The organism is uncultured Rossellomorea sp., from assembly GCF_947488365.1.
Classification (GTDB): domain Bacteria; phylum Bacillota; class Bacilli; order Bacillales; family Bacillaceae_B; genus Rossellomorea.
Genome location: NZ_CANKZT010000001.1, coordinates 1,124,240 through 1,149,388, shown reverse-complemented (window position 1 = coordinate 1,149,388; position 25,149 = coordinate 1,124,240). Strand labels below are relative to the sequence as shown.

Here is a 25,149-nt window from a genome sequence, read left to right as displayed (position 1 = left end):
ACTTCTTTCTATGAAGTCTTGACAGATTCACTTGATACCATCTTTGAAGGGACTCTGATCCCGGTTTCTTTGATCATAATGTCAGGCTTGGACTTGAGAAGAGAGAACAATACACATCCTGCTATAACAATGACACTGCCGACAGCTTGTAGCCCATTCATCTTTTCCCCGAGAAAAACAAAGGCCAATAAGGCTGTGAACACAGGGTTGAAGTTCAAGAACAATCCTGAAGTACTCGGCCCCAGGTTATTCACCCCGATATTCCATAAGACCATGCATACAACCGTGGAAATCACGCCGGTATATAAGATGGACTGCACGAAAGAGGCATCAACATTTGTCACCAGGAAAGTAGAAAGGTTAAAAGGAAGAAGGATGAGAAGGCCAAATAGTCCTGAGTATAAAATGGACATCATGGGAGTGACGGTCTTCATTGCCCACTTACTGCAAACGGAATAGATTCCCCACATCACAACCGCAGCCAGCATATAGAGATCCCCTTCATTAAATTGCAAGGAATAGACCATCTCCACTTTCCCTTTGGACAGGACGAGCAACACGCCAAAGAGTGAGATGAACATGGATGACAGTTGAAATGCGTTCATCTTTTCCTTCAGAAAAATAAAAGAGATCCCGGCAATGGAGAACATATTTAACGTAGAGATCAGGCCCACATTGGTGGCAGATGTCTTTTCCAAAGCCATGAATTGCAGTGCCTGAAAAAGGGCTACCCCCGTCAGGCCCATGAAAAATAAGGGCAGGATCGATTGAATGGGTGGAACCAGCTTCTTTTCTTTCCACCAGACAATCGGGAACAGACAGACGATGGCGATTGCCCACCTTAATATGGTCAACGTTCCCGGGGATGCATGTTCCACAAGGGTTTTCCCCACGATGAAATTGCCTCCCCAGAGAAGACTTGTCAGTAACAACAGATAATAATATTTCACGTCATTCAGCCCCTTTTCGAAGAGCCATTGTGCACAATGACATTGTCTATAAGAATAATTTTAACATTTTCCTGATAATACAAAAGAACTTATTGTATAATGATTATTAATCGAAATATATGAAAGTGTAATAGGGTTTTAGGTTATAAAAATTCATATATACATAGTTTTATCAGTGGTTTTTGGAACAATTGAAAAGGGTGGATGGAGCATGGAGACGATTGTAAGCAGGGTTTTGGACCAAATGGATCTCAAGCTGTTGGATTTGCTTCAAAAGGATGGGCAACTCAGTAATCTGGAACTGTCGAAGCGGGTCAATTTATCAGCACCCGCCGTACACGCAAGGATCAAACGGTTGGAAATGGAAGGATATATCAAAAAGCAGGTAGCCATTCTCAACCATGAAAAACTGGGATTTGACTTGTTATGCTTCGTATTTATGAGCACGAATGAACATCGTACAGAAAAACTGGAAGCTGTTGAGGGGACATTGGAATCAATGGAAGAAGTCCTTGAATGTCATTGCTTGACCGGGGAATATGATTACCTCTTAAAAGTGGCATGCAAGGATCGCAAGGGATTGGAACTCTTTATCAGAAGGCTGAATGAAATGGGGATCACCAAGATTCAGACAAGCTTGGCGTTGAGGGAGATCAAGGATTCTACGGTGTTGCCGATACAGGGATAATGAGGGTGACCTTCAGATCTTACGGATTAGTGATGACCATCTCACCTTCGCCATTTACAATCATTTGAGTTGTTAGTGTAGAAGAGCGAATAAATGAATGGCGTATTGCCAAATAATAATAGTAAGGATTGACAAATTTAACCTGTATCATTTACATTTGTTGTAACATATATTGGATCACTTACATTCCATGACGAGAACGAGTAGGTATGGAATCTGTTCTACAGAGAGTTGGCGATTTGGTGGAAGTCAACGTTCAGATCATATTGAATATCCTCTCCGAGAAGCAAAGCTGAAGGTACTTTAAGCTTTGACGGGTTTCCGCCGTTACAAGGAACGCGTATGATTGTACGTTGCATGAGCGCTGTCACGTAAACTTGAAATCGAGTTTATGGATAGAATCAGGGTGGTATCGCGGGTTATAACTCGTCCCTAACATTGGTTAGGGGCGGGTTTTTTTATTTACAAAAAAATAGAGGTGTGATGACATGAAAAAGGTGAATGTAAACGAAAAGTCGGTCGAAAGAGAGCAGCGGATCCAGGATTTCTGGAATTCGAATCATATTTTTGAAAAGTCAGTGACAAACCGTGAAGGGCATAAGTCGTTCGTCTTCTATGAAGGACCTCCGACTGCCAATGGGCTTCCACATGCCGGTCACGTCCTGGGGCGTGTGATCAAAGATTTTGTCGCAAGGTATCAGACCATGCGTGGATATCAAGTCAAACGTAAGGCAGGCTGGGACACACACGGTCTCCCGGTGGAATTGGGCGTCGAAAAGAAAATCGGCGTGTCCGGTAAACAAGAAATCGAGGAATACGGTGTTGAGAAATTCATTGAAGAATGTAAAAAGAGTGTTTTCGATTATGAGAGGCAGTGGCGCACCTTTACGGAGGCAATCGGATACTGGGTGGATATGGATGATCCCTATGTAACCCTTCAAAATGATTATATCGAAAGTGTCTGGCACATCCTTTCGAAGATCCATGAGAAAGGTTTGCTCTATCAAGGGCATCGGGTAACCCCATATTGCCCGAGCTGTCAAACGTCCCTCAGTTCCCATGAGGTAGCTCAAGGATATAAGGATGTAAAAGATTTATCCGCGACAGCTAAATTCAAGGTGGAAGGGAAAGAGCATGAATACTTTCTGGGCTGGACGACAACACCTTGGACGCTACCTGCCAATGTGGCGCTCGCCGTCCATGAAGACGTGGATTACGTGAAAGCCAAACGGGGTGAAGAGACGTATATCCTGGCAAAGTACCTTGTGAACGATGTGTTGGGAGACGACTTCGAGTTGGTCAGTGAGCATAAAGGGTGCGAATTTGTAGGGGTTTCGTATCAGCCGCCGTTCAACAATCTCACGCTCGACCGCGGGCATGAAGTGATTTCGGCATCGTTTGTGACCGATGACAGCGGAACCGGGATTGTTCACCTGGCTCCCGCTCACGGTGAAGATGATTACAATGCCATCAAAGAAAGTGGATTGGATTTTGTCAATATCGTGGATGAGAAGGGTTGTTACACCAGAGATTTCAAGCCTCTAGAAGGAGAATTCACAAAGGACAGCGACGTGAAGATCATCAAAATGCTCGCGGATAGCCACCTTCTCTTTTCCAAGGAGAAGTATGAACACAGCTATCCACACTGCTGGCGCTGTGACTCACCACTTCTCTATTACGCAATGGAAGGCTGGTTCATCAAGACAACGGCCGTAAAAGAGACCATCTTAAAGAACAACCAATCCGTCGAGTGGTATCCGGATCATATGAAAGAAGGAAGGTTTGGGAAATTCCTTGAAAATATGGTGGATTGGAACCTGGGGAGGAACCGTTACTGGGGGACTCCGCTGAACGTCTGGGTTTGCGGGGGCTGTGACTATCAGTTCGTCCCTGGAAGCGTTCAGGAGCTGAAAGAACATGCGAAAAGGGGTTGGAGGGACAATCTTGAACTTCATAAACCATATGTCGATGAAGTCATCGTGGAGTGTCCGTCCTGTTCTCATGAAATGAACAGGACGAAAGAAGTCATCGATGTCTGGTTTGACAGTGGTTCGATGCCGTTTGCACAGTATCATTATCCATTTGAAAACAAAGAGTTATTTCATCAGCAATTTCCTGCAGATGTGATTGCCGAAGGGGTGGACCAGACGAGGGGCTGGTTCTACAGCTTGTTGACGGTTTCCTCCCTCTTCACAGGGAAAGCCCCATATAAGCGCGTATTGTCACTCGGACACATACTGGATGAAGACGGACGTAAAATGTCTAAAAGTAAAGGAAATGTCATCAATCCAATGGATCTCGTTGAGAAATTTGGGGCAGATGCTCTCAGATGGGCATTGCTTGCAGATAGTGCCCCGTGGAATAACAAACGCTTTTCAGAAAACGTCGTCGGCCAGGCTAAATCGAAGCTGGTCGACACGCTGAATAACGTTCATTCCTTTTACACCCTGTATGCAGTGATTGATGGTTTCGAACCTCATAAACACGAGGCTGGAACTCCTTCTCTACTCGATCAGTGGATGTTATCACGACTGAATTCGGTTATCAGAAACGTAACGGACCATTTAGATCAATATGACTTTACCGCAGGAGCAAGAGAATTATCCATCCTGGTTGATCAGGTGAGTAATTGGTATATCCGCAGATCACGTGAACGCTTTTGGAGCGAAGGGTTGAATGAAGATAAACTGGCTGCGTTTCATACATTGAATCGAGTATTAGTCAGTGTAAGCCGATTGCTGGCACCATTCACTCCGTTCATTGCAGAGGATATCCATATAAACTTGACCAATGAAAGCGTCCATCTGGCTGATTTTCCTAAAGTAAATCAGGAAGACATCAATCCAGCATTGGAAACGGAAATGGATCGCGTCTTACAAGTAGTCGAACTTGCCCGATCTGCCCGTAATACGACGAATATTAAAACAAAGCAGCCTCTATCCAGGCTTACGATAGTGGGAGCAAAAAATGATACAGAATTACTTAGGAAGTATGAATACATCATTCAAGATGAAATCAATGTAAAGAATGTACAATTGCAGGACCAGGCAGGAGATTCCGTGCAATATGAATTAAAGCTGAACTTCCCGACTGCAGGTCCGAAACTCGGTAAGCTCGTGGGCCTTGTGCAGAAACATTTACAATCGTTAGATCAGGAAGAAGCAAGCAAGGTTGTAGAACAAGGCTATCTTGACTTTGAGTCTCCAACTGGAGAAAAGGTTTCAGTGGAGAAAGATGATCTCATCGTTCATCAAAAGACACATCAAGGGTTGGAAATGGTTTCAAACTCAACTTTCAGTGTTTTCCTGGATACGACCATCACAGAAGATCTGCGTAAAGAAGGGAAGGCCCGTGAGCTTGTTCGAGCCGTTCAGCAATATAGAAAAGAATTGAACCTGTCTGTAGAACAGCGTGTGCACCTTGTGCTGGATGTCAATGATTCAATGAAAGAGGTAGTGGAGAAATTTGAAGATTTACTGCAGGGCAGTCTCTTGATCAAGAGCATGACGTTTGAGAAATTAGAAAGCATGAAGACAGTCGAGATTGATGGTGACAGCATAGGGATATTTGTAGGAGTGTAATTATTCACATAACCGTTTTAGGGCTTATCCGAATTTGGGTAAGCCCTTATTTTGTCTTGAGATGTGAATGCTCAGAGATAAATAAGTCTGAGGTATTGTATGGTGATCGCCTTATCTACTTCTGATTATACCCTCGTTCTCCATACGGCTGCAGTTTCTCCAACCACTTTTCCTCCAACTCCTCCAGAGCTTCTTTTTCAGTCACAAATGGATCATCATTCTTTTTCAGTTTTTCCAACAGCTCGAATGTAAAAGCGTTTTTCCCGTACTGGTTCCATTCGGTTTGTAACCCTTTGCTGGTGGTGAATCCATTGTTTTCAAGCATGAACTTGATTCCGTTCAGGGTCTTCAAGTTTTTTGTGCTTCCGATATAGATTTTATTGTTTTGCTGATTTACGATTTGAAAGACACCTGCTTCAATCGGTGTTTCTTTATATTGTTGTTTTAACTCTCTTTTACGATCCATGTTAAGACCTCCTGTTCGTTCTTTACTTCTTTAACCAGTACTTGCTTCCGTCGGATTTACGGTCTATAAACCCATATTCAATGAGATATCTTCTGATGAGCACATAATCGTCATAAATGTCTTTTAATACATGATTTAATTCCTTTTCATCATACATATCGTTTTTCTTCAACTGTTTCGAAATCTCACGAAGAATGACCAGCCTTTGCTTTTCCTTTGGGGGGAATTTCGTCAATGCCCCGTCAGAGAAGTACTTTTTCACGATCTGCTCCTGTTCGGTCTGTGTAATATTGTACCGTTCGTCCACCATGGTGGCTGTCTTATGAACAGGGACAAACGTCGGGGCATTATCGTCTTTTTCTTTCAGCAATTCCATCATCGCCAGGAAGGTCTTGGCCTGACGCTCCTTTTCTTTTAATGCAAACCGGTGATGGCGGATAGTGGACGCACTTCCGATATCCAATTCTTCCTTGATTTCTTTGTCATTTTTCCCTTGATAAAAGAGGGTCAATAAACGTTTTTGGTGATCGGTAAGACCCGTGAGCTTTTTATCCATTCCAATTAAATAATCGAATACAGATAGGTGCGTACGTTCAATATGAACGCCCATATATTTTTCAGCGAGGTAAAATTTATCTTCGTAAGGATAGACCATGCCTTTTTCAATGATCTCTCCGCACATAAGACAAATAAAGGAATCTTCTTCTTCTATAAAACCTCTTTTCATTTCTTCCAAAGAGGCACTCCAAAACAAGTTGGAAAGCTCCATTCCTTAACACGCCCCTTTCTTTTTATCTTCAACGAAATTATTACACAAACAAATTTTAAACATGTTTGTTATTTTATAAACATAATATAAAATTGTTTGTTATTTGTCAAATGAAATGGTGATGTTCATCCATTTGAGTATTAGGTGATCACAGTCTCCAAATAGATCAATCAGCAGACTTACCCAAAAATCCAATCACAGTGTGGACCTGATGCAAAGGGCGTGGTATCTTCAGATTATCAAGGTATGAAAATCTCTAAATTGAATGGAACGGAGGCCGAAATGGATGAACGACGTGACGAACATTCAATGTGAAAACATAACAGATGATATCATTCAGGAATACCAACAAAAGGGCTATAAGATGGTATTCCAAGAATATGTGATGGAACACTCCTTAACTGATTTCCCCAAAATCGAAGCACCTTTTCCTTTGATTTTCAAAAGTTGGTCACCATCATTGAAAGAACGATTTTATGAAGTTTACGAGGCTTCATTTAAGCACCGACCCGGTTTTCCCGGATGGCCGAGGGAGAAGTGGGTGGAGTGGATATCGTCCGGTTCTGATTTTCTAGCAGAACGGTCCTATATCGCGACTGTCAATGACCAGGCGGTAGGGTTCATTGCGACCGATCAGGAGACTGATACAACCGGGTATATCATTCAAGTGGGTGTAATTCCGGAGTGGCGGGGAAAAGGGGTCGCTGCTGTATTGATTTGCAAATGCTTAGAAGACCTCCGTCATGATGGAATGAAATCCGCCGCCCTTCACGTGAATCAAAACAATCCCGGAGCCATAAAGCTTTATGAACGTATAGGATTCAAGACTGTGCGGAAAAGAGGCACGTTTGGATTGATATCTTAGGGTATCCAGAATGGAAGGATACGCTTATTTTTGCTGTAGTTTAAGGAGAGAATAATGAGAGTAGAATCTAAGTCTTTCAATTGTGTTAGAAATAAGATTGAAATCAAGAAATAAGTGGTGTACGATAAAAAGAATATTTTAAGGATTGCCACTCGGTAGAAAGAAAAAATGAGATACCCATGCAGCGAACTATATGATTTTTCCACAATAGGTGAAGAAATCCTGCATTCGTTTTGTGGAGAGGTCTTTTTTTCATTTAAGGAGGAGGCCGACATGCTACATTACATAAATGGACTAGCGGACTTTTTCTGGCAGCATGATATTTATTTCCGGATCGTAGTGAGTGCGGTATTGGGATTCGTCATCGGATGGGACCGATCAGCGAAGAACAAGCCCGCTGGATTAAAAACATATACGTATGTGTCAGTGGCATGTACGTTGATCACGATCGTATCGATTGAAGGCGCAGAGATGCTCAGTCAGCCGGATAGCGGAAAAATGATGGATCCCTTCCGTCTGGCTGCCCAGATCGTATCAGGGCTCGGGTTTCTAGGTGCAGGCGTGATCCTGAAAGATGGACTGCGGGTGAAGGGACTCACTTCCGCTGCGATGATCTTCTACGTGGGGGGTGTCGGAATCGGAATTGGAGCAGGGTTTTATTCGATTGTCATCTTCGCCACCCTCGTCACTTTCATCATGACGAGGGTTGGAAATTTCTTTGAAGAACGGGAGATCAAAGCCATGAGCCTGCCGAAGATGCGGAAGAAAAACGAGGAAAAAGATGAGAGATGAAGCTTGCAACTCGAGTGATGAGGTTTCTACTTGGTGGGGGCACGAAAATGGGGTAAGACCCTCAGCGAGGTGAAGTAGATTACTATGATCCAAACGAGCTTTGCGTTAAGGGAGATCAAGGTTTCTACTGTGTTACCAATACAGGGGTAAAACTAAAATCGTGCGGAAAAAAACTACTATGTTATTGAACGAATAAGGCAATAGCCAGGTGTCTCTGGCCATTGCCTTATTTAGCTTGTTATTTTAGGTATTCTCCTTAAAGTATAGTATTTCGACAAATCCTCATACTACCTTTAGGGAGGATGAAGGATGCCTAAAATAGAAATGTGCCTAAAAGAAAATATAGAACATATAAGGAATACCTTTCACGACACATCTGACCTTATCGTAAGAAATTTAAAGTCTGGCTGCGAAGGTTCCCTTGAAATGAATATTGTCTATTTGGACGGAATTATCGATACGGATGTTATTCAGGATTATGTGGTCAAGCCGTTATTAGAACCATTTGAGACTGAAGGTTTGAATGAATCACTCATCGATCAAATCATGGAAAGAATAGTTGAATCGGCAGATGTGAAAACGACTACTCAGTATCAAGAATTGACCAATGGCATCGTACAAGGAAGTACTGTCTTATTAATTGACGGGTTTCCAGAAGGCATCATAATACCATCTCCTAAGTGGGCAGAAAGAAGCGTCGAAGCGTCAATTGGAGAACGTTCAGTAAGAGGTCCACAAATTGGATTAACAGAAAAGATAAAAACAAATATCAATTTGATAAGAGGTTCATTAAAAACGCCGGATTTGTGTGTGGAAACAGTAGAAATTGGCACCAATTCACCAACATCTGTTTCCATCTTATATATAGATGGTACTGTCGATAACGGGATATTAAAAGAAGTCAAAAAGAGGATACATAGCCTTACCGTAAAGTACGTCCTGAGTGAAAGAGTAGTAGAGGAAGTACTAGAAGGAAAGCCAAAAACATTTTTTTCCCGGCTAAGACATTCAGAACGAATTGACGGGGCAGTTTCATCCTTATTTGAAGGAAGAGTGGTAGTGATGGTGGACGGGTACCCTTTCGCCATCATTGCTCCTGCTTTATTTATTGATTTTATTCAGGCACCCGATGATTACCACATATCAATGGGCAGATTCACCAGCCGAATCATCCGTTTTATCGCCTTTCTATTAGGAATATACCTGCCAGCGGTTTACATAGCATTAGCAAATTTTCATAAAGATGACATACCCACCAAGATTTCAAAAGCTATCATTTCTGACGATGAGATATTGCCAACCTTTTGGGAAATCGCCATTCTTTTATTCTTGGTCAGAATATTAGTAGACGTTTCGTTTCGTCTTCCGCAAAGTGCAGTCATATTGGTGTCTTTAATCGGGACCATCGTCATTGGCGAAACGGCGGTCACCGCCAAATTAATCCACCCCGTCAGTCTGATCGTCATAGGGATAACCGCTCTTTCCAGTTTCTTGGGAGCAAACAGAGGACTGGTGGGACCTGATGCCACCTTAAGGATAGTATTTTTATTAACGGCTAACTTTTTTGGTTTTAATGGAATCATCATTGGGACAACCATTCTAATGTTGTATATGGTGAGTCTGAAATCGCTCGGTGTTCCTTATCTTTCTCCTATCATTCCTTTTAAGATGCAGGAATTAAAGGATACGTTTTATCGAGAAGATTTACAGAGGCTTACTAATAGCAAGCATACTTATACTAAGGATGGTGATTGATCAATAGCAATAACCCTTTAATGTGCAAATTGCAATGGAAGGATAGGATCAAGACCATCCTGCGGTCAGTAGAATATCAAGGGTTTTTAAGAGGTACTATTAGGATACGTCCATTCTCAATACAGCTGTCGCAGCTGTATTTTTTTGTAGGGAATTCAATCGTCAAAGGGATATTGGATATGATTGTTTTGTAAAAAAATGAAATCCCATTGCCATCTTTTAGTTAATATTGTACTATTGTGAATAATCAGACATATATATTAGACAGGTTATCGTCTAAGGGTAGAGATGCGGAGAATCCCTGTGACCAATGAATTGCATGACACTTATTTGTGATGCAGTTTATTGTTCATGGGTTTTTTTATGAAAAAAAAGGGGAGGAATTGGCATGAAGTTCAAGGTTTTATCATTCGTTTTAGTGTTGATGGTTGTTCTTGCCGGGTGCAGCAGCAGTGATACCGCCGGGGGTGAAACGACGGAAATCGATTTCTGGTTCCCGGTAGCGGTTGGCGGGGATGTTGCGAAGATCGTTGATGGGTTTGTGGCGGATTTTGAAAAAGAGAATCCTGACATCAAGGTGAATGCGAAATATGGCGGCAGTTATGCTGAAACGATGACCCAAGTCATGGCATCTGCTCAAGCTGGAAATTCACCTGAGCTTGCCGTCTTATTCTCCATCGATTTGTTCACATTGCTTGAGAATGATCTGATTGAAGAATTGACTCCGATGTTTGATCAAGGGTATTTGAATGATTTCTATGATGGATTCATGGCGAACTCTTCCATCGATGATAAGGTGTACAGTTTGCCATTCCAGCGCAGTACCATCGTCCTTTATTATAACAAGGACGCCTTCAAAGAAGCAGGGCTGGATCCGGAAGCTCCACCTGAAAACTGGGATCAGCTGGTGGAATACGGGAAGAAGCTGACGAAAAATGGAGGAAAGGACCAGTGGGGACTTGAAATTCCAAGTACCGGTTACCAGTACTGGATGTTCCAGGCTTTAGCGCTTCAGACTGGAGACAACATCATGTCTCAAGATGGTAAGGAAGTACATTTCAATGCACCATACTCAAAAGAAGCGATGGAATTCTGGTTATCCCTTGGAAAGGAACATAAAATCATGCCGGAGGGTGTCATTGAATGGGCGACGGTTCCTTCTGACTTCCTGAGTGGAAAAACGGCGATGATGTATCATACGACAGGTAACCTGACGAATGTGAAGAACAATGCGGACTTTGATTTCGGTGTGTCCTTCCTGCCGGCGAACAATGAGTATGGTTCCCCTACTGGAGGAGGAAACATCTACTTGTTCAAAGATCTTCCAAAAGAGAATAAGGAAGCTGCAATCAAGTTCATGAAGTTTCTTACAGAGCCTGAGCGTGTTGCTCAGTGGTCGATCGATACAGGATATGTAGCCACAACCGAATCAGCTTATGAAACTGATTTATTGAAAAAGTATGTAGAGGAATTCCCTCCTGCACTGGTTGCCCGCGAGCAGCTTGAGTATGCAGAAAGTGAACTCGCAACCTATCAAAATGGTGAAGTGCAGAAAATCTTCAATGACCATATTCAATCGATCCTGACGGGTCAAAGCCCGGTTGAAGAAGGGTTGGAAAACGCACAAGAGAAAGCAGAAAAAGTGTTGGAGCCTTTCCAGGAATAAGAATGCAGCAGAATAATGAAGTGAGTGAAGCTCAAGTGAGGATTGTGCTGACTTGAGCTCCTGCTCCACAAGAAAGGTGGGTCCGATTCATGACAACAAAGCAAAGAAAACTCAGTTCCCGAACGAGAAATAATCTGTTTGCCTACGGGCTGCTGTTTCCTTCTTTCATATTTTTGAGTTTGTTTACGTTTTACCCGACGCTCAAATCAATCCAGTTAAGCTTCTACAGTGGCCCGATGACCAGGCTGCAATTTTCGGGACTTGAACAATATAAAGGAGTTTTGGAGGATGAGATATTCCGGAAGGTCATTCTTAATAACATCCTCTTCATGATCGGTACAGTGCCGACAAGTTTGTTCCTGGCGATGTATCTTGCCATCTGGCTGAATAAAAAAATGGCCGGAAGCTCTTTGCTTCGTACGTCATTTTTCTACCCGACGATCGTTCCGTTGATTGCGGTGGCAAATATTTGGCTTTTCATCTACACCCCGCAGTATGGATTGCTCGATAACTTTCTGCATATGTTCGGACGGGATGACACGAACTGGCTGGGGGATCCAAACACCGTCATGATCGCGATGATTGTCATGATCATCTGGAAAGATGCCGGTTTCTTCATGATCTTTTATCTGGCAGGTTTGCAAAATCTACCGAGGGACGTGTATGAAGCGGCTGAGATGGAAGGGGCGAAACCGTTCCAGATGTTCCGTCATATCACCTTCCCACTGCTGATGCCTACGACGCTGTTCGTCATGATCGTGGCGATTACGAATTCATTTAAAAACGTCGACCACCTGTACATCATGACCAAGGGTGGACCGGATAATGCCAGCAATCTATTACTCTACCATATCTATGAAGCGGCATTCACGAACTGGGATTTAGGTAAAGCAGCGGTGCTGACCGTGATTTTGATCGTCATCATGCTCGGAATCACAGCATTCAACTATTTGTACCTTGATCGGAAAATCCATTATTAAGTAGGGGAAGATTCGATGAAAAAATTGAACTATGGAATCATTATTTTTTTAGGAATACTTTCATTCATCCCCCTCCTTTGGGTCATCATCACCTCTTTCTCTCCCGGGAATCAAGTGATCAATGGAGGCTTTCCGTTCTGGGTCTCGAATCCAACGGTTGAAAACTATGTCAACGCGTGGAAGACTGCACCATTTTTGCAGTATTACTTCAATACATTCGTCATCGTTTTTGGGGTGTTGATTGTCCAGTTAGTCACCGTTACGCTTGCGGCATATGCGTTTGCACGCGTGAATTTCAGAGGGAAGAATGTACTGTTCATCCTGTTCCTGCTGCAACTGATGATTCAGCCCGAAATCCTTTTATTCCCGAACTATCAGGTCATCAGCCAGCTTGGGCTTGTCAATACAAAACTCGCCGTCATGATGCCATATTGGGCTTCAGCATTCGGGGTATTCCTCATGCGCCAGACGTTCAAGCAGGTCCCGTTCGATCTTGATGAAGCGGCAAGAATGGACGGATGTAAATGGTATCAAACACTGTGGCATGTCTACATCCCATCGGCGAAACCGACCTATATCGCATTTGCCCTGGTATCCGTCAGTCATCATTGGAGCAACTTCATGTGGCCGTTGATCATCACGGATTCCGTGGAGTCCCGCCCATTGACCGTCGGCCTGGCCCTCTTTGCTCAATCATATGAAACGGGAGCACAATGGGGAATGGTCGCAGCCGGTACGGTAATGGTCATCATGCCTTTAGTGCTCGCCTTCTTCCTTTTTCAAAAACAATTCGTATCAAGCTTTATGCACTCAGGAATTAAATAGGAGGGGATCTGATGGACATTCATTTCTTAGGAACGGGGAGTGCCTATCCTGGCTCCGAACGCGACAATACATCAATCTGTTTCTCGAATAATGACTATCATGTGCTGGTAGATGTCAGCGGCAATCCTTGCCGGAAGCTGAAGCAGCTGGAGGTGGATTTAGGGGAGCTCGATGCAGTAGTGTTCACCCATTTTCATATTGATCATATCTACGGATTGCCGTCCTTGCTATGGGGGATGTGGCTGGAAGATAGGAAAAAGCCATTAAGGATCCTTTGTGATGATCGGAATGAGAAAAAACTGCAGGAATGGCTGTCAACGATGGAAGCAGATCAGTGGCCGATTGCTTTTACCATTAAGGTTGAAACCTTTGACGGTGATCGTGAAAATGATCTTCTGTCGGGTGGTGGGATGACGTTTTCCTGCTTTAAGGCCCTTCATTCTGTTCCTACTGTGGGGCTTGAAGTGCGATGTGCCGGCCGGGTCGTCGTATATTCGAGCGATACGGAAATCAACGCACGAATAGGTCAGTATGACCATATAGATATGTTAATCCATGAAGCGACTTCTGCCCGGAATATGGCAGGGAACCACAGCAGTCTCGTTGAAGTTGCAGAGAATTATGATATGGATAAGATCGGGAAAGTCGTTCTCGTCCACTTATCCGACCAAGAACCTTATGAAGAAGAGGTGGCAAAGCTTGACACTCCAAAGGTCATCATCGGTGAAGATCTGATGACACAACGGGTATAAATGAATAGATACAAGGATAAAGATCAGGAGATTCCTTGGGTATGGCGAAAATCCAATTGTTCAATTGGAGAAATCGTCATGCTCAAGGAATTTTTTTAATTTGAAGGAGGGGGACAGATGAAAAATCTGAAAGGATATATTTTTGACTTGGATGGCACCGTATATCTTGGCACGCAATTAATAGAAGGAGCAGACACCATCATCAATTCTCTTCTCGATGAAGGGAAGAAGGTACTGTTCCTCACAAATAAGACGATTGAATCCCGACAGCGTTATGTGGAGAAGTTGAACGGCTTCAATGTCAAGGCTACCCTTGAGAACATTTTGAATCCGACGCTTACGTTGATTGACTATTTACGTGAACATCATCCAGATGCCACATTGTATGTGATTGGTGAGCAGCCGATTAAGGATGAGCTGACACTTGCCGGATTCAGGGAAGGAATGGCGCCATCAGAGGTGGATGTCGTCGTGCTCTCATGGGACCGGGATTTTCATTACGACCATTTGAATTTTGCTTATCAGGCGATCAAGCTTGGTGCGAAGATGATCGCGACCAATCCGGACAGAACCTGTCCAGTAGAGGTTGGTGATGTTCCGGATTGTGCCGGGATGATTGGTGCAGTGGAAGCCGTTGTGGGGAGAAAGATTGATGTCCAGATTGGAAAGCCTTCTAAGCTGACCATTCAGGCAGCTCTAAAATTATTGGAACTAAAGCCGGAAGAGTGCGTGATGATCGGCGACCGTCTTGAGACGGATATCCGGATGGGCATCGAAGCCGGGATGAAAACGGTCCTCGTTCTCAGCGGGGTCACGACCGAGGGGGATTTGAGGGGAACGGTTTGGACGCCGGATTATGTGCTGCCTTCAGTCAAGGGGCTGTTATCGGATAAAATCATATAAGGGAAAGAGAAGCTGTTATGCCGGGCACCCAAGCAAAACATCGAGCTTGAACGTCAAACTCGTTGTTTTTTTATGTAATCAACACCCTTTTTGTGTTTCCACCATAAATCAACCCACAAATATTTGTGGCTCGAGCACGTTGTTTTGGAGCCGTTATTCCCGGTATAATTTTCTTAAGATTTACATTTCTTCGTTTAATCACCTCGCACTTGAGGTAACAGTCACTATAAGGAGGTGTTGTAATCATGGAAGCAATCAGTAAGCGTTTTTTCTTGTTTCTTTCTCACAATAAGGCGATGGATAAGATGGCCAAACGGTGGGGGTCAAGATTTGGGGCTAATAAGCTTGTAGGGGGAGAAACCTTTGCACAAGCGATTCCATTGATTACGCAATTGAACGAGGAGGGATTCCAGGTAACGGTCGATCATCTTGGTGAGTTCGTCGATTCCACATCGGTGGTCCGGGAGAATGTCCAAGGATGTATCCAGAGTATCAGTGCGATTGCCTATCATGGGCTCGAAACTGAGATCTCTGTGAAATTGACTTCCCTGGGATTGGATATCAGTCAAGATCTTGTCATGGAAAACATGGAGTTGATTCTGTCGAAGGCAAAAGAAAGCGGAATCACGGTCACCCTCGATATGGAGGATTCCTCGAGGTGCCATGCCATCCTTGACGTTTACAAGAAGCTCCGTCAAAAGTACGACAATGTGGGGACGGTGATCCAATCCTATCTATATGTCTCAGAGCAGGATGTGGATGATCTCAATCAGTTCTCCCCTTATTTGAGGCTTGTGAAGGGTGCATATAATGAATCGGGTAAAGTGGCGTTCCAGGAGAAGAAGAAGGTGGATGAGAATCTGAAGCATCTCATCAAGAAGCAGCTCTTGAACGGCCATTATACTGCGATCGCAAGCCATGATGAAGCGATCATCGATTACACCATCGGATTAGTAAAAGAACACAATATCCCGAATGACAGATTCGAGTTCCAAATGCTTTACGGCATGCGGAATCAACTGCAGTCCGACTTACTGAAAAAAGGATATACCGTCCGCATTTACCTGCCATATGGCGAGGACTGGTTCGGGTATTTCATGCGACGCCTGGCGGAAAGGCCGGCAAACATCGCATTTGCATTAAAGGGAATCTTCAGCAAGTAACATCCAGACAGAATGAAATCAGAAAGGAATGTGAAGAGAATGAGTAACGGAATTTACAACATCCCAAAACCAACAAATGAGCCTGGCAATACATATGCCCCAGGTACGAAAGAAAGAGAAACGTTAAAAGCTGAATTAGAACGCCAAGCTGGTATCGAGGTTGAAATCCCGGTCATCATCAATGGCGAGAAAATAAAGACCGATACAGTGAAACAAGTGGTTATGCCGCACGATCACAAACATGTATTGGCTACTTATTCACAAGCAGGTGAAAAAGAGCTTCGCGATGCAGTGGAAGCGGCAATGGCTGCGAAAGATTCTTGGTCCAATATGCCATGGCAGCACAGAGCATCGATCTTCTTGAAAGCTGCGGATTTGATCTCTGGTCCATACCGCGACGTCATCAATGCGGCCACAATGTTAGGACAATCCAAAACAGCGTACCAAACGGAAATTGATGCTGCACAAGAATTAGCGGATTTCTTACGCTTTGGCGTTGATTATGCAAACCAAATCTATCAAATGCAGCCAGATAGCATGAAAAACATCTGGAATCGTTTAGAATACCGTGCGTTAGATGGTTTCGTATTAGCTATCTCTCCGTTTAACTTCACAGCAATCGGTGGAAACCTGCCGTCAGCTCCTGCCATCATGGGGAACGTAGTTGTGTGGAAACCGGCAACAACGGCTGTACTATCAAACTACTACTTCATGCGAATCCTGGAAGAAGCTGGACTGCCTAAGGGCGTTATCAACTTCGTCCCATCACGTGGTTCACAAGTATCAGATGTGGTGTTAACAGACCCACGCATGTCCGGATTCCACTTCACTGGATCAACAAGCGTGTTCCAGACGATTTGGAAGACAGTCGGGGAAAACATCACAAACTACAAATCGTATCCTCGTTTAGTTGGGGAAACAGGCGGTAAAGACTTTGTCTTCGCTCACGAAACAGCTCAAGCAGACAAAGTTGTCGCTGCACTTGTTCGTGGTGCATTCGAATACCAAGGTCAAAAATGTTCAGCAGCTTCTCGTGCTTACATCCCTGCAAGCATGTGGGAAGAAGTGAAAAATGGTGTCGTGGAAGAAACGGCGAAGCTTAAAGTAGGGGATGTAAGAGACTTCAGGAACTTCATGGGTGCGGTCATTGACAAAGCTGCCTTTGATTCTATCACAAGCTACATCGACTATGCGGCTGATTCTGAAGAAGCTGAAATCATTGCCGGTGGTACGTATGATGATTCAGTTGGATACTTCGTTCAACCGACTGTCATCGTAACAACGAATCCAAACTTCAAAACGATGACCGAAGAAATTTTCGGACCAGTATTAACGATTTATGTATACGAAAATGAACAATTAGAAGAAACACTGACTTCAGTGGATACAGCTTCCATGTATGCATTAACGGGCGCAATCTTTGCGCAAGATCGTGAAGCGATCATGCACTTGGAACGACGTCTTTCCGGTGCAGCTGGTAACTTCTACATCAACGATAAACCAACTGGTGCCGTGATCAACCAACAACCATTCGGTGGTTCACGCGGTTCTGGTACAAACGATAAAGCAGGCTCTATTTTCAACATGATTCGTTGGACCAGCCCTCGTATCATCAAAGAAAACTTTGCTCCAACAACAGATATTGTCTATCCGTTTATGGATGAAGAATAAATCGAACACGATAAGCTCTCCCGATCAGGGGGAGCTTTTCTTTTTTTATTCGGGGATTTAACGCTATAATAGGAATCATAAACACTCGTGGAAAGGTAAGATTCCTATGGAAGCCATTGATGTAATCCTCCAAACCGAAGATATTCATAAAGCGACGGAATTGATCAGCTCAAAACTGGGCAATCCCGTCATCATTGAAAATAAAAATTTCGAACTGATTTCATACAGTTCCTCTTCTAATAAGTTCGATCAAACACAGCTAAAGACGATCCTTACAAAAAAATGTCCGGTCTTCATCATCGATCGACTGAAAAAAGAGGGAATCGTACACCAGCTCGAAAAACATTCCGATCCAATCCGGGTGCAGGCGATGGAAGAGTTAGGATTCCACCAGCGTGTCGTCATCGCGGCAAAGTACCTGGGGAACACGATGGGATACATCTGGGTCCAGGAATCCAGCCGTCTCCTCGAAAATGAAGAGCTCGCTTTCCTTGAAGAAATCTCCCCTCATCTGGGAAACTTGATCAATGATATGTACGCAAAGGTCAATATCAAAAAGGACAGAAAAGAAGAAGTACTGTGGCATCTCCTGCAGCACGAGTACGGAAGCGAAAGCCAACTCCGTCATGATGCATCCCTTGTCAAGCTGACACTGCCGGAACGGTTCACCGTAGCGGTTTATTCGATTGCATCGTCGCAATATAAGCCTATGCTCGACCAACTTGAAAAGCTGGTCCAGGAATCCAGCTTCCATACAAATATTTACACCTTACGAACGGAATACCAAGTGATCCTCGTTCTCTACGGCAAAGCAGACACACCGTCTTCTTCCCTGGAATTAGCCAGAGATCTAGTTGAAAAGGTGAAAGAGCAAACAGGCGAGGAAGAATTCTACAACTTCCTGATTGGAATCGGTAAGGAATACACGACGTTATATCAAATGAGAAAGAGCTTCTTGGAAGCGTCTGAAGTCATTGAAACGGCTAACTTCATCAGTCCGCGACCTGAATCGATGCCCCGGGAATTCGCTCAATTGGGCATTTACCGGTACTTGCCAACGCTTTATGAGAAAAACACATCAAAAGATTATTACAGTGATGATTTGTTGGTATTGATCAAGAATGATGTGAAAAAACAGACAGACCTTCTTAAGACACTTGAGGTGTACTTGGCGAATGATGGGAAGGGGAAACAGACAGCCAATGAGCTGTTCATCCACCCGAACACGTTGAATTATCGGATTAAAAAGATACAGGAACTGACTACGATTGATTTTAATGATTTTAATATGAAGGTTTATTTGTATACGGAGTTGTTGTTGTTGAATAATGTGGAAGCTTATTATCAGCGGTACAAGGATGCATTGAAAGGGATTTGACCATCCTAGCCAGGGGAAAATTTATTCCAATGGGGTTTTTACAGTGAAGAATAATGTAAATGTAGGATATACCATATTTAAACCAACAGGTGTGAAGCACAATTTTACAAAGGTCGATCTTACAAAGAAACAAGTAACAGGAACCGTTTCATACAATAAAGTTATCTATATGACGGTTCTTGTAGATTTGACTATGGATACAGTCAGTGTTGAGGGAAGCGTTGATGAGTTAAAAGGACTGGCTATGGATCACGAATCTTATATTGAAATGTTTAAGAGCCAGGCAGCGTTTTTTGTGTCAAATAACATTTCCGATCCAAAGAAATATTATGATGAAATGTTTTAATCCATGTTCAAGGTACAGAGTGTTATTAATTCAAGCGGTTGCTATATAGCAATCGCTTTTTTCTTTTTTTTATTTGTAGAGAGGGGACTGTTCCGTCTCTCCTTTTTCTTTTCTACAATTCCCCCTGAAAGCCAAAAAGTAGAATAAGTACCCTCCCCGGTTTGCAGGTTGTTATGCCGTTAAAGGGCCATTTAATGGAAGAATGGGATTGATTATAATCTGAACATTTGAAATAATTTGTATTGACTACTATGTGGAGGAATTTGATGAAAAAAGTAAAGGACATGGACTCAAGCTGGAAAATTAAATACCCAGAACAGAATATTTATGTTATGAGAGACCATAATTGGGCATTTGCTGCATGGGAGATAGCAAGGCTTAATAATGAAATAAAACCTGGTGCAACGTTACTACATGTTGATTTTCATGATGACTATTGTGAACCACTTGAAAAGGTAACAAAAATTGAAACAAGAGATCAAGCATTACAAATTGCTAAAGACTTAGAAATTTTTGAGTTTATTAAAGCTGCCGAAGGAACAGGCACCATAAAAGATGTATTCATGATTGGTGACTATAATCAACCACCTAGAGAAGTCTTCCATTCCTACACCTATAACCAATTTGAAAACCAGTATCGGATGGATTTTTTTAAAAATGAAAAAGAGAGCCATATATTAGACTTAGACTTGGATTTTTTTAATTTGCATGCTTACCAAGGTATTGAGCGGAACTATGATAACAATCCATTCCGATATAGCGAAGAGTATATTAAATATCATTTGAAGAGATTCAAACAGTATTATGTTGAAGGTGACTGGGACCTAATCACAGTATCTATTTCACCTGAATATTGTGGTGGTGACCAGACATCTCAAGAAATTTTCGATTTTTTTCTTGAGGTTTTTGAATTAGAATATGAGAAATTTATTAACTGGTAAATTATATGTATTAACTGATTCTATGAATAGTACTTTAAACGCAGGTAACAGGAGAACCACTCCATTATTAAGAATAACTACATAAGGACTGAAATCGATGATACAACAATCACTAATATTATCTGGGAAGCAAAAATTAGAATGGATAAGAAATGAAATAAGAGATTTAGAAGCCGATGAAATATTAATTCAAACCATTGCTGGAGCAATAAGTATTGGAGCTGAATTGCCTCAATATAATGAATCGGATGTTACCGATCCAAATCCTCTTTACCCAAAAGAAACTGGCTATGAAAGCTATGGTCAAGTAATAAAAGTAGGGGATGATGTTAAGAACATTAAAATAGGTAATCATGTACTCGCATTCTATGGTCATAAAAATGTAGGAATAGTAAAAGCCAGTAATGTAGTAAAAGTACCGGATTCTCTTGAATATAGGAATGCCCTGCTTAATACGTTATCTTGTGATGCTGGAAAAGGAGTTTTAAAGCTCAAGCCTGCATCAAAAGATAAAGTGCTTGTCACTGGTGCAGGTACAATCGGATTATTGACCATTCATTTTTTGAAAAACTATATGGATGTGGATCATATTGATGTCTTGGAACCCTATGAATCAAGAAGAGTGCTAGCGAAGACTTTCGGTGCAACCAATACCTATTCTAATAAAGAAGAAGTTCCTGCTGTCTTTTATGATTACGGACTGGAGTGCTCAGCGAGTATAGATGCGTTTCATACCCAGCTTAAGTCATTAAAGCACCATCAAGAAATCTGTATATTATCGGATGGGAATATAGATCTTTTTTACTTAAATGAAGACTTTTATGAAAAAGAATTAAAAATTGTTGGTTCAAGTGACGGATGGGACTATCAGCAACACTCCAATTGGTTCTTTACGGAGGGTGTTAAAACTCCGCATTTATCAAAGATATTTGAGCGTGAAATTCAATCAGACGAACTTATAGATTGTTTTATGGAGCTCAGTAACAACAATAATAGACCATTAAAGGTTCTAGTCAAATATCTTTAAGCATTCAGCAGATGGTTATGCCATTAAAGGGCAGGATAATTGAATACAGATATGAAGGAATGATTATGTGGAAATCATTATCGGATATTTACTAGGAGCTTTTGTCTTAGTCTTATTCTTTATCTCATTGTTTATAATGGTATACAAGCGAATGAAAAACTCCAATAATGAAACAAATGAGAGGATAAATAACTTAGAAAAACGTTTAGAGGATGTAGAAAATAAATAAGTTATTCTACATCTAACTAAAAATAATTTCACTGTTAAGCGATTGCTATTATGCCATTCGCTTTTTTTTATTGAATATAGTGTATTGGGGATAATATAGTATAAACATTATATAAGAGAAACGGGGTATTTTGATTGAAACTTATTTCAGGTTTAATGCTAATTTTACTTCTTGGTACTGTTTCCTCCTCAATAGCCATCGCTAAAGAAATGAAGTATAACCACAACAGCCTCACGATAGCTGAAGTGAAAAAAGAGGTGAATTTTAAAGTGCTCGTTCCAAAGAAGGTTCCCGAAGAGTGGACTTTGGAAATAAAAACCCGCGATAATAAGGAGGGAAATTTAAGCAGCATTAGATTGCATTATATGAATGAAAATGATGAAAATTTAATACTAGGAATAGAAGAAAGAAAGGTCTCCAAAAGGGTAATCAGTCAATTGGAAGAAGAGTTTTCAGAGGGAGAAAAAATAAAAATAAAAATAAATGATGTTCCTGCTTATTATCAAGAATGGGCTAACGGTGGTAAAGAATTAAATGGAAAGGTAATAACTGGTGGTCTTTTAACTTGGATAGAAGATGAGACATACGTGCAAATGGATAGTTCTTTTTTATCAAAAGATGAAATGGTTGAGATTGCAAGAACATTCAGGTGAAAGACACTTGTATCTTCAGCTAACGGGGGCAATAACTGAAGATCTGATGATCAAATTCAGCCATTGCCCGCCTTTAATTATCCGGCAGGTTAACGGAATATCATAATTAGTGAATTACCATTCTGGGAACAGGAGTGATGCGAATGTACCCTGATCAAGAATTCATTAGAAGCTATGGAGGAATCTATAAATTAGGTGACCTTCCAATTTCTTTTTCTAGATATAAAGATGGTCAAAAAATTACCGTTTGGTACGATGAAATTTTGGAATCACATCCTGCTAAAATAAAGGTTCTGAAAGCCGAGAAGATAAATTAGTGAAAGTGGTTAAAAAATGTTTCTTGTTCAACTTATGGGGGCAAGAGCTGAAGATCAGCAAGTTGATCCGGTTATCTCCCTTCTTCAATTATTGGGGCAGTTTAGTTTAATAAGCACAGATGATAAGATAATAGAAAGAAATACAGGGGAATTTGGGGTGATTTAAAGTGGGGAATTGGAGGAATAATACCATTTGGTTTGAACAAATACCAGATCAACTTCAAGCATGCCTAAATCTAAAAGTAGATAAGTTTAATAAAACACAGCTTGAAGACATTCAATACCTTACTCTCTGGCACCATAAAAAGAATAAGTTAGGAAACTTTGTTGGTTTTCCAGAAGCTCTCCTTTATCTAGAACTAAACTGGTCCAATATAGAAAATTTTCTCGGTATAGAAAAAATGAGTAATTTAAAGCGTTTAGAATTACATTATTGTACTAAATTACAAAATGATCTAGGTTTGGCAGGGCTAGCAGATACACTTGAACATTTACATATTAATCAATCAAAGAAAATTTTATTAAATGAAGAATTATTCTCTTTGAAAAATCTTCGGGTACTGTGTCTTAATTCTTGTGGTACTCTTGAAAGTTTGAATTTCTTATATCATTTTCCTAACTTAATTGACTTTAGATTTGTTGATACTAATGTGTTAGATGGAGATTTAACACCTATTTTAAACCATCCGACTATTCGGAGTGTGGGCTATCTAAATAAGAGACATTACAATATCAAAGTCGATAAGATGGATGACCTATTAATAGATAAGAATAATGGGGAAGAATTTAAAACTGTTATTAAGTACGGACAGTATGAGACTTTTAGATATTTTAACAAGACCTGATTTTTCGAGCAAAGCTTTTCCCCATCTATTCCGTTAACGGGGGCTATAGCTGAAGATCGATTGGGTAGCTGAACTTTAGTTTTTTTCTTTGTTCAGTTTTAGGGCAGGTTAATTGAATAGGGGACCCTCTAAATTGAGGGTTTTTTTTTAGTTAAGAATCATTTGTGACAAATATTAATATTTACAGGTGATTTCTAATGCTTTATAGAAAAAATATATTTAAAGATCACTAAATGGGGTGTTCATATTAATCAACCAAGCTTCTCACAAAAAAAGAATTCATATTTATTACTATTTGGATTAGGGATATCAACCTTAGGAGATTTTATTTATCTTGTTGCTATCAATGTTTTAGTATTAAAACTAACGGGCTCTGCTGCCGCAGTAGCTGGGTTATGGATTATAGGACCTATCGCTTCGATGTTAACGAAATTTTGGTCTGGGAGTATTATTGACCGTTTGAATATTCGACGAATAATGATTGGAACAGACATCATTCGTGCATTCTTAGTAGTAGCCATGCCTTTCTTCGGCTCTATTTGGCTTATATATGTATGTTTATTCTTTTTATCTGTTTCAAAAGCTTTCTTTGAACCAGCAGCACTTACTTATATTACGAATGTTGTTCCAGAGAAAGGACGAAAACAGTTTAACTCTTTCAGGAGTTTAATTACTTCTAGTGCCTTTTTAATCGGTCCTGCTATTTCTGGGGCACTCCTACTCATTACCACTGTAAATATATCAATATGGATTAATGCCTTTTCTTTTATTGTTTCAGCTATAATGGTGTATTTATTACCAAATGTGAATACTGAAGTGGATGTAACAGTACGCAAGATTAGTTTGGAAATATTGAAAAGTGATTGGAAAGAAGTATTTAAATTTAGTCAAAGTAATCTTTTCATAGTAAAAGTGTACTTCTTAGCTCAATTTTTTATGATAGTTGCACTTGGAATGGATGCTCAAGAGGTCGTATTTACTCAAAAAGTATTAAATTTATCTGAGACAGAATATGGACTTCTTATAAGTTTAACAGGGGTGGGTTCTATCTTAGGAGCAACCATTGTTTCGATGATAGCTAAAAAGTTGTCAATAAGAGCCCTAATATCTTCTGGTTATTTTATGGTTTCAGTGGGCTACCTGGTCTATGCTTTTTCATTTTCATTTTGGTCAGTAGCCATAGGCTTTATGGTATTAGGTTTTTTCAACTCATTCTCTGGCACCGGGTTTATGACTTTTTACCAGAATAATGTTCCAATAAAAATGATGGGAAGAATTTCTAGCATATATGGTATTTTTCAAAGTTTTCTTCAGGTTATCTTCATATTATTGATTGGTTTTACAGGTGATATTATTCCAGTTAGGTACAGTATTATTGCTGCCTCTACATTAATGCTTGTCATAAGCATTTGGCAAATAAGGTTGGTTCTTCTGCCAAGTAAATTCGAGTATTTTGCAGAAGAACCCGTACTCAAAAGTACTTCTTAATATATTCATTATTAGCAATAAAATTTTTAATTCAACGGGTGCAATAACTAAAGATCTGCTAATTGATCCGGCTATTGACCCGCTTCAATTATTGGGCAG

General features: G+C 41.2%; 24 protein-coding genes and 1 other annotated feature. Of the genes, 21 read left to right on the top strand and 3 right to left on the bottom strand.

Annotation, left to right across the window (positions count from 1 at the left end; all coding sequences use genetic code 11):
- Nucleotides 1-8: 8 nt before the first annotated feature.
- Nucleotides 9-950 carry a DMT family transporter gene (locus Q1B03_RS06035; RefSeq protein ID WP_299739223.1) on the bottom strand — a complete coding sequence of 314 codons (942 nt, stop codon included), beginning with the start codon at nt 948-950 and terminating at the stop codon, nt 9-11.
- A 211-nt stretch (nt 951-1,161) separates the two neighbouring features.
- Here Q1B03_RS06035 and Q1B03_RS06030 point away from each other — a divergent pair, with 211 nt between their 5' ends.
- On the top strand, nt 1,162-1,638 hold the full coding sequence (locus Q1B03_RS06030) for an Lrp/AsnC family transcriptional regulator (RefSeq protein WP_299739221.1): 477 nt from the start codon (nt 1,162-1,164) through the stop codon (nt 1,636-1,638).
- 181 nt (nt 1,639-1,819) lie between these two features.
- Nucleotides 1,820-2,075: a binding site (T-box leader), on the top strand.
- A 51-nt stretch (nt 2,076-2,126) separates the two neighbouring features.
- Entirely contained in the window at nt 2,127-5,219 is a 3,093-nt protein-coding gene (ileS, locus tag Q1B03_RS06025) for an isoleucine--tRNA ligase (RefSeq protein ID WP_299739220.1), read from the top strand.
- Nucleotides 5,220-5,334: 115 nt separating this feature from the next.
- Here the strand turns inward: ileS and Q1B03_RS06020 are convergent, their stop codons facing one another.
- Nucleotides 5,335-5,685 (bottom strand): GIY-YIG nuclease family protein, encoded by a 351-nt coding sequence (locus Q1B03_RS06020; RefSeq protein WP_299739218.1) that lies wholly within the window; start codon nt 5,683-5,685, stop codon nt 5,335-5,337.
- A gap of 22 nt (nt 5,686-5,707) precedes the next feature.
- Nucleotides 5,708-6,454: a DUF2087 domain-containing protein gene (locus Q1B03_RS06015; RefSeq protein WP_299739215.1), complete on the bottom strand. Its 747-nt coding sequence runs from the start codon at nt 6,452-6,454 to the stop codon at nt 5,708-5,710.
- Nucleotides 6,455-6,740: 286 nt separating this feature from the next.
- Between Q1B03_RS06015 and Q1B03_RS06010 the strand changes: the two genes are divergently transcribed.
- From Q1B03_RS06010 to Q1B03_RS05920, 19 genes are all read left to right on the top strand, one after another.
- Nucleotides 6,741-7,319, top strand: coding sequence for an N-acetyltransferase (locus Q1B03_RS06010; protein WP_299739213.1), 579 nt, complete (start codon nt 6,741-6,743; stop codon nt 7,317-7,319).
- A 273-nt stretch (nt 7,320-7,592) separates the two neighbouring features.
- Nucleotides 7,593-8,111 (top strand): MgtC/SapB family protein, encoded by a 519-nt coding sequence (locus Q1B03_RS06005; RefSeq protein WP_299739212.1) that lies wholly within the window; start codon nt 7,593-7,595, stop codon nt 8,109-8,111.
- A 309-nt stretch (nt 8,112-8,420) separates the two neighbouring features.
- Nucleotides 8,421-9,866 carry a spore germination protein gene (locus tag Q1B03_RS06000; RefSeq protein WP_299739210.1) on the top strand — a complete coding sequence of 482 codons (1,446 nt, stop codon included), beginning with the start codon at nt 8,421-8,423 and terminating at the stop codon, nt 9,864-9,866.
- Nucleotides 9,867-10,254: 388 nt separating this feature from the next.
- Nucleotides 10,255-11,532, top strand: coding sequence for an ABC transporter substrate-binding protein (locus Q1B03_RS05995; protein ID WP_299739208.1), 1,278 nt, complete (start codon nt 10,255-10,257; stop codon nt 11,530-11,532).
- A gap of 89 nt (nt 11,533-11,621) precedes the next feature.
- Nucleotides 11,622-12,512, top strand: a complete 891-nt coding sequence (locus Q1B03_RS05990) for a carbohydrate ABC transporter permease (protein WP_299739207.1) — start codon at nt 11,622-11,624, stop codon at nt 12,510-12,512.
- 15 nt (nt 12,513-12,527) lie between these two features.
- Nucleotides 12,528-13,337 carry a carbohydrate ABC transporter permease gene (locus tag Q1B03_RS05985; RefSeq protein ID WP_299739206.1) on the top strand — a complete coding sequence of 270 codons (810 nt, stop codon included), beginning with the start codon at nt 12,528-12,530 and terminating at the stop codon, nt 13,335-13,337.
- Between the two features lie 11 nt (nt 13,338-13,348).
- Nucleotides 13,349-14,089 (top strand): MBL fold metallo-hydrolase, encoded by a 741-nt coding sequence (locus Q1B03_RS05980; RefSeq protein WP_299739204.1) that lies wholly within the window; start codon nt 13,349-13,351, stop codon nt 14,087-14,089.
- 117 nt (nt 14,090-14,206) lie between these two features.
- Entirely contained in the window at nt 14,207-14,992 is a 786-nt protein-coding gene (locus tag Q1B03_RS05975; RefSeq protein ID WP_299739202.1) for an HAD-IIA family hydrolase, read from the top strand.
- Between the two features lie 245 nt (nt 14,993-15,237).
- Nucleotides 15,238-16,155, top strand: coding sequence for a proline dehydrogenase (locus Q1B03_RS05970; protein ID WP_299739200.1), 918 nt, complete (start codon nt 15,238-15,240; stop codon nt 16,153-16,155).
- Between the two features lie 39 nt (nt 16,156-16,194).
- On the top strand, nt 16,195-17,826 hold the full coding sequence (gene pruA, locus Q1B03_RS05965) for an L-glutamate gamma-semialdehyde dehydrogenase (protein ID WP_044339391.1): 1,632 nt from the start codon (nt 16,195-16,197) through the stop codon (nt 17,824-17,826).
- A 106-nt stretch (nt 17,827-17,932) separates the two neighbouring features.
- Nucleotides 17,933-19,204, top strand: coding sequence for a CdaR family transcriptional regulator (locus Q1B03_RS05960; RefSeq protein WP_299739193.1), 1,272 nt, complete (start codon nt 17,933-17,935; stop codon nt 19,202-19,204).
- Between the two features lie 43 nt (nt 19,205-19,247).
- Nucleotides 19,248-19,550 (top strand): hypothetical protein, encoded by a 303-nt coding sequence (locus Q1B03_RS05955; RefSeq protein ID WP_299739191.1) that lies wholly within the window; start codon nt 19,248-19,250, stop codon nt 19,548-19,550.
- 266 nt (nt 19,551-19,816) lie between these two features.
- Nucleotides 19,817-20,491, top strand: a complete 675-nt coding sequence (locus tag Q1B03_RS05950) for a UPF0489 family protein (protein ID WP_299739189.1) — start codon at nt 19,817-19,819, stop codon at nt 20,489-20,491.
- Nucleotides 20,492-20,588: 97 nt separating this feature from the next.
- Entirely contained in the window at nt 20,589-21,518 is a 930-nt protein-coding gene (locus Q1B03_RS05945; protein WP_299739187.1) for a zinc-binding alcohol dehydrogenase, read from the top strand.
- Between the two features lie 363 nt (nt 21,519-21,881).
- Nucleotides 21,882-22,400, top strand: a complete 519-nt coding sequence (locus Q1B03_RS05940) for a DUF4367 domain-containing protein (RefSeq protein ID WP_299739185.1) — start codon at nt 21,882-21,884, stop codon at nt 22,398-22,400.
- A gap of 143 nt (nt 22,401-22,543) precedes the next feature.
- Entirely contained in the window at nt 22,544-22,717 is a 174-nt protein-coding gene (locus Q1B03_RS05935; RefSeq protein WP_299739183.1) for a DUF3221 domain-containing protein, read from the top strand.
- Nucleotides 22,718-22,733: 16 nt separating this feature from the next.
- Nucleotides 22,734-22,883, top strand: coding sequence for a hypothetical protein (locus tag Q1B03_RS05930; protein WP_299739181.1), 150 nt, complete (start codon nt 22,734-22,736; stop codon nt 22,881-22,883).
- Between the two features lies 1 nt (nt 22,884).
- A complete protein-coding gene (locus Q1B03_RS05925; protein WP_299739179.1) occupies nt 22,885-23,562 on the top strand; it encodes a hypothetical protein in 678 nt (225 codons plus the stop codon).
- Between the two features lie 204 nt (nt 23,563-23,766).
- Nucleotides 23,767-25,050 carry an MFS transporter gene (locus Q1B03_RS05920; RefSeq protein ID WP_366141278.1) on the top strand — a complete coding sequence of 428 codons (1,284 nt, stop codon included), beginning with the start codon at nt 23,767-23,769 and terminating at the stop codon, nt 25,048-25,050.
- Nucleotides 25,051-25,149: the final 99 nt, after the last annotated feature.

Bases quoted from the DNA above. Each gene is read 5' to 3' on its own strand.
- Q1B03_RS06015 (WP_299739215.1), bottom strand. From the start codon at position 6,454: ATGGAGCTTTCCAACTTGTTTTGGAGTGCCTCTTTGGAAGAAATGAAA.
- Q1B03_RS05950 (WP_299739189.1), top strand. From the start codon at position 19,817: ATGAAAAAAGTAAAGGACATGGACTCAAGCTGGAAAATTAAATACCCA.
- pruA (WP_044339391.1), top strand. From the start codon at position 16,195: ATGAGTAACGGAATTTACAACATCCCAAAACCAACAAATGAGCCTGGC.
- Q1B03_RS05985 (WP_299739206.1), top strand. From the start codon at position 12,528: ATGAAAAAATTGAACTATGGAATCATTATTTTTTTAGGAATACTTTCA.
- ileS (WP_299739220.1), top strand. From the start codon at position 2,127: ATGAAAAAGGTGAATGTAAACGAAAAGTCGGTCGAAAGAGAGCAGCGG.
- Q1B03_RS06005 (WP_299739212.1), top strand. From the start codon at position 7,593: ATGCTACATTACATAAATGGACTAGCGGACTTTTTCTGGCAGCATGAT.
- Q1B03_RS05995 (WP_299739208.1), top strand. From the start codon at position 10,255: ATGAAGTTCAAGGTTTTATCATTCGTTTTAGTGTTGATGGTTGTTCTT.
- Q1B03_RS06020 (WP_299739218.1), bottom strand. From the start codon at position 5,685: ATGGATCGTAAAAGAGAGTTAAAACAACAATATAAAGAAACACCGATT.
- Q1B03_RS06000 (WP_299739210.1), top strand. From the start codon at position 8,421: ATGCCTAAAATAGAAATGTGCCTAAAAGAAAATATAGAACATATAAGG.
- Q1B03_RS06030 (WP_299739221.1), top strand. From the start codon at position 1,162: ATGGAGACGATTGTAAGCAGGGTTTTGGACCAAATGGATCTCAAGCTG.
- Q1B03_RS05980 (WP_299739204.1), top strand. From the start codon at position 13,349: ATGGACATTCATTTCTTAGGAACGGGGAGTGCCTATCCTGGCTCCGAA.
- Q1B03_RS05930 (WP_299739181.1), top strand. From the start codon at position 22,734: ATGTTTCTTGTTCAACTTATGGGGGCAAGAGCTGAAGATCAGCAAGTT.
- Q1B03_RS05945 (WP_299739187.1), top strand. From the start codon at position 20,589: ATGATACAACAATCACTAATATTATCTGGGAAGCAAAAATTAGAATGG.
- Q1B03_RS05935 (WP_299739183.1), top strand. From the start codon at position 22,544: ATGTACCCTGATCAAGAATTCATTAGAAGCTATGGAGGAATCTATAAA.
- Q1B03_RS06010 (WP_299739213.1), top strand. From the start codon at position 6,741: ATGAACGACGTGACGAACATTCAATGTGAAAACATAACAGATGATATC.
- Q1B03_RS05960 (WP_299739193.1), top strand. From the start codon at position 17,933: ATGGAAGCCATTGATGTAATCCTCCAAACCGAAGATATTCATAAAGCG.
- Q1B03_RS05990 (WP_299739207.1), top strand. From the start codon at position 11,622: ATGACAACAAAGCAAAGAAAACTCAGTTCCCGAACGAGAAATAATCTG.
- Q1B03_RS05970 (WP_299739200.1), top strand. From the start codon at position 15,238: ATGGAAGCAATCAGTAAGCGTTTTTTCTTGTTTCTTTCTCACAATAAG.
- Q1B03_RS05975 (WP_299739202.1), top strand. From the start codon at position 14,207: ATGAAAAATCTGAAAGGATATATTTTTGACTTGGATGGCACCGTATAT.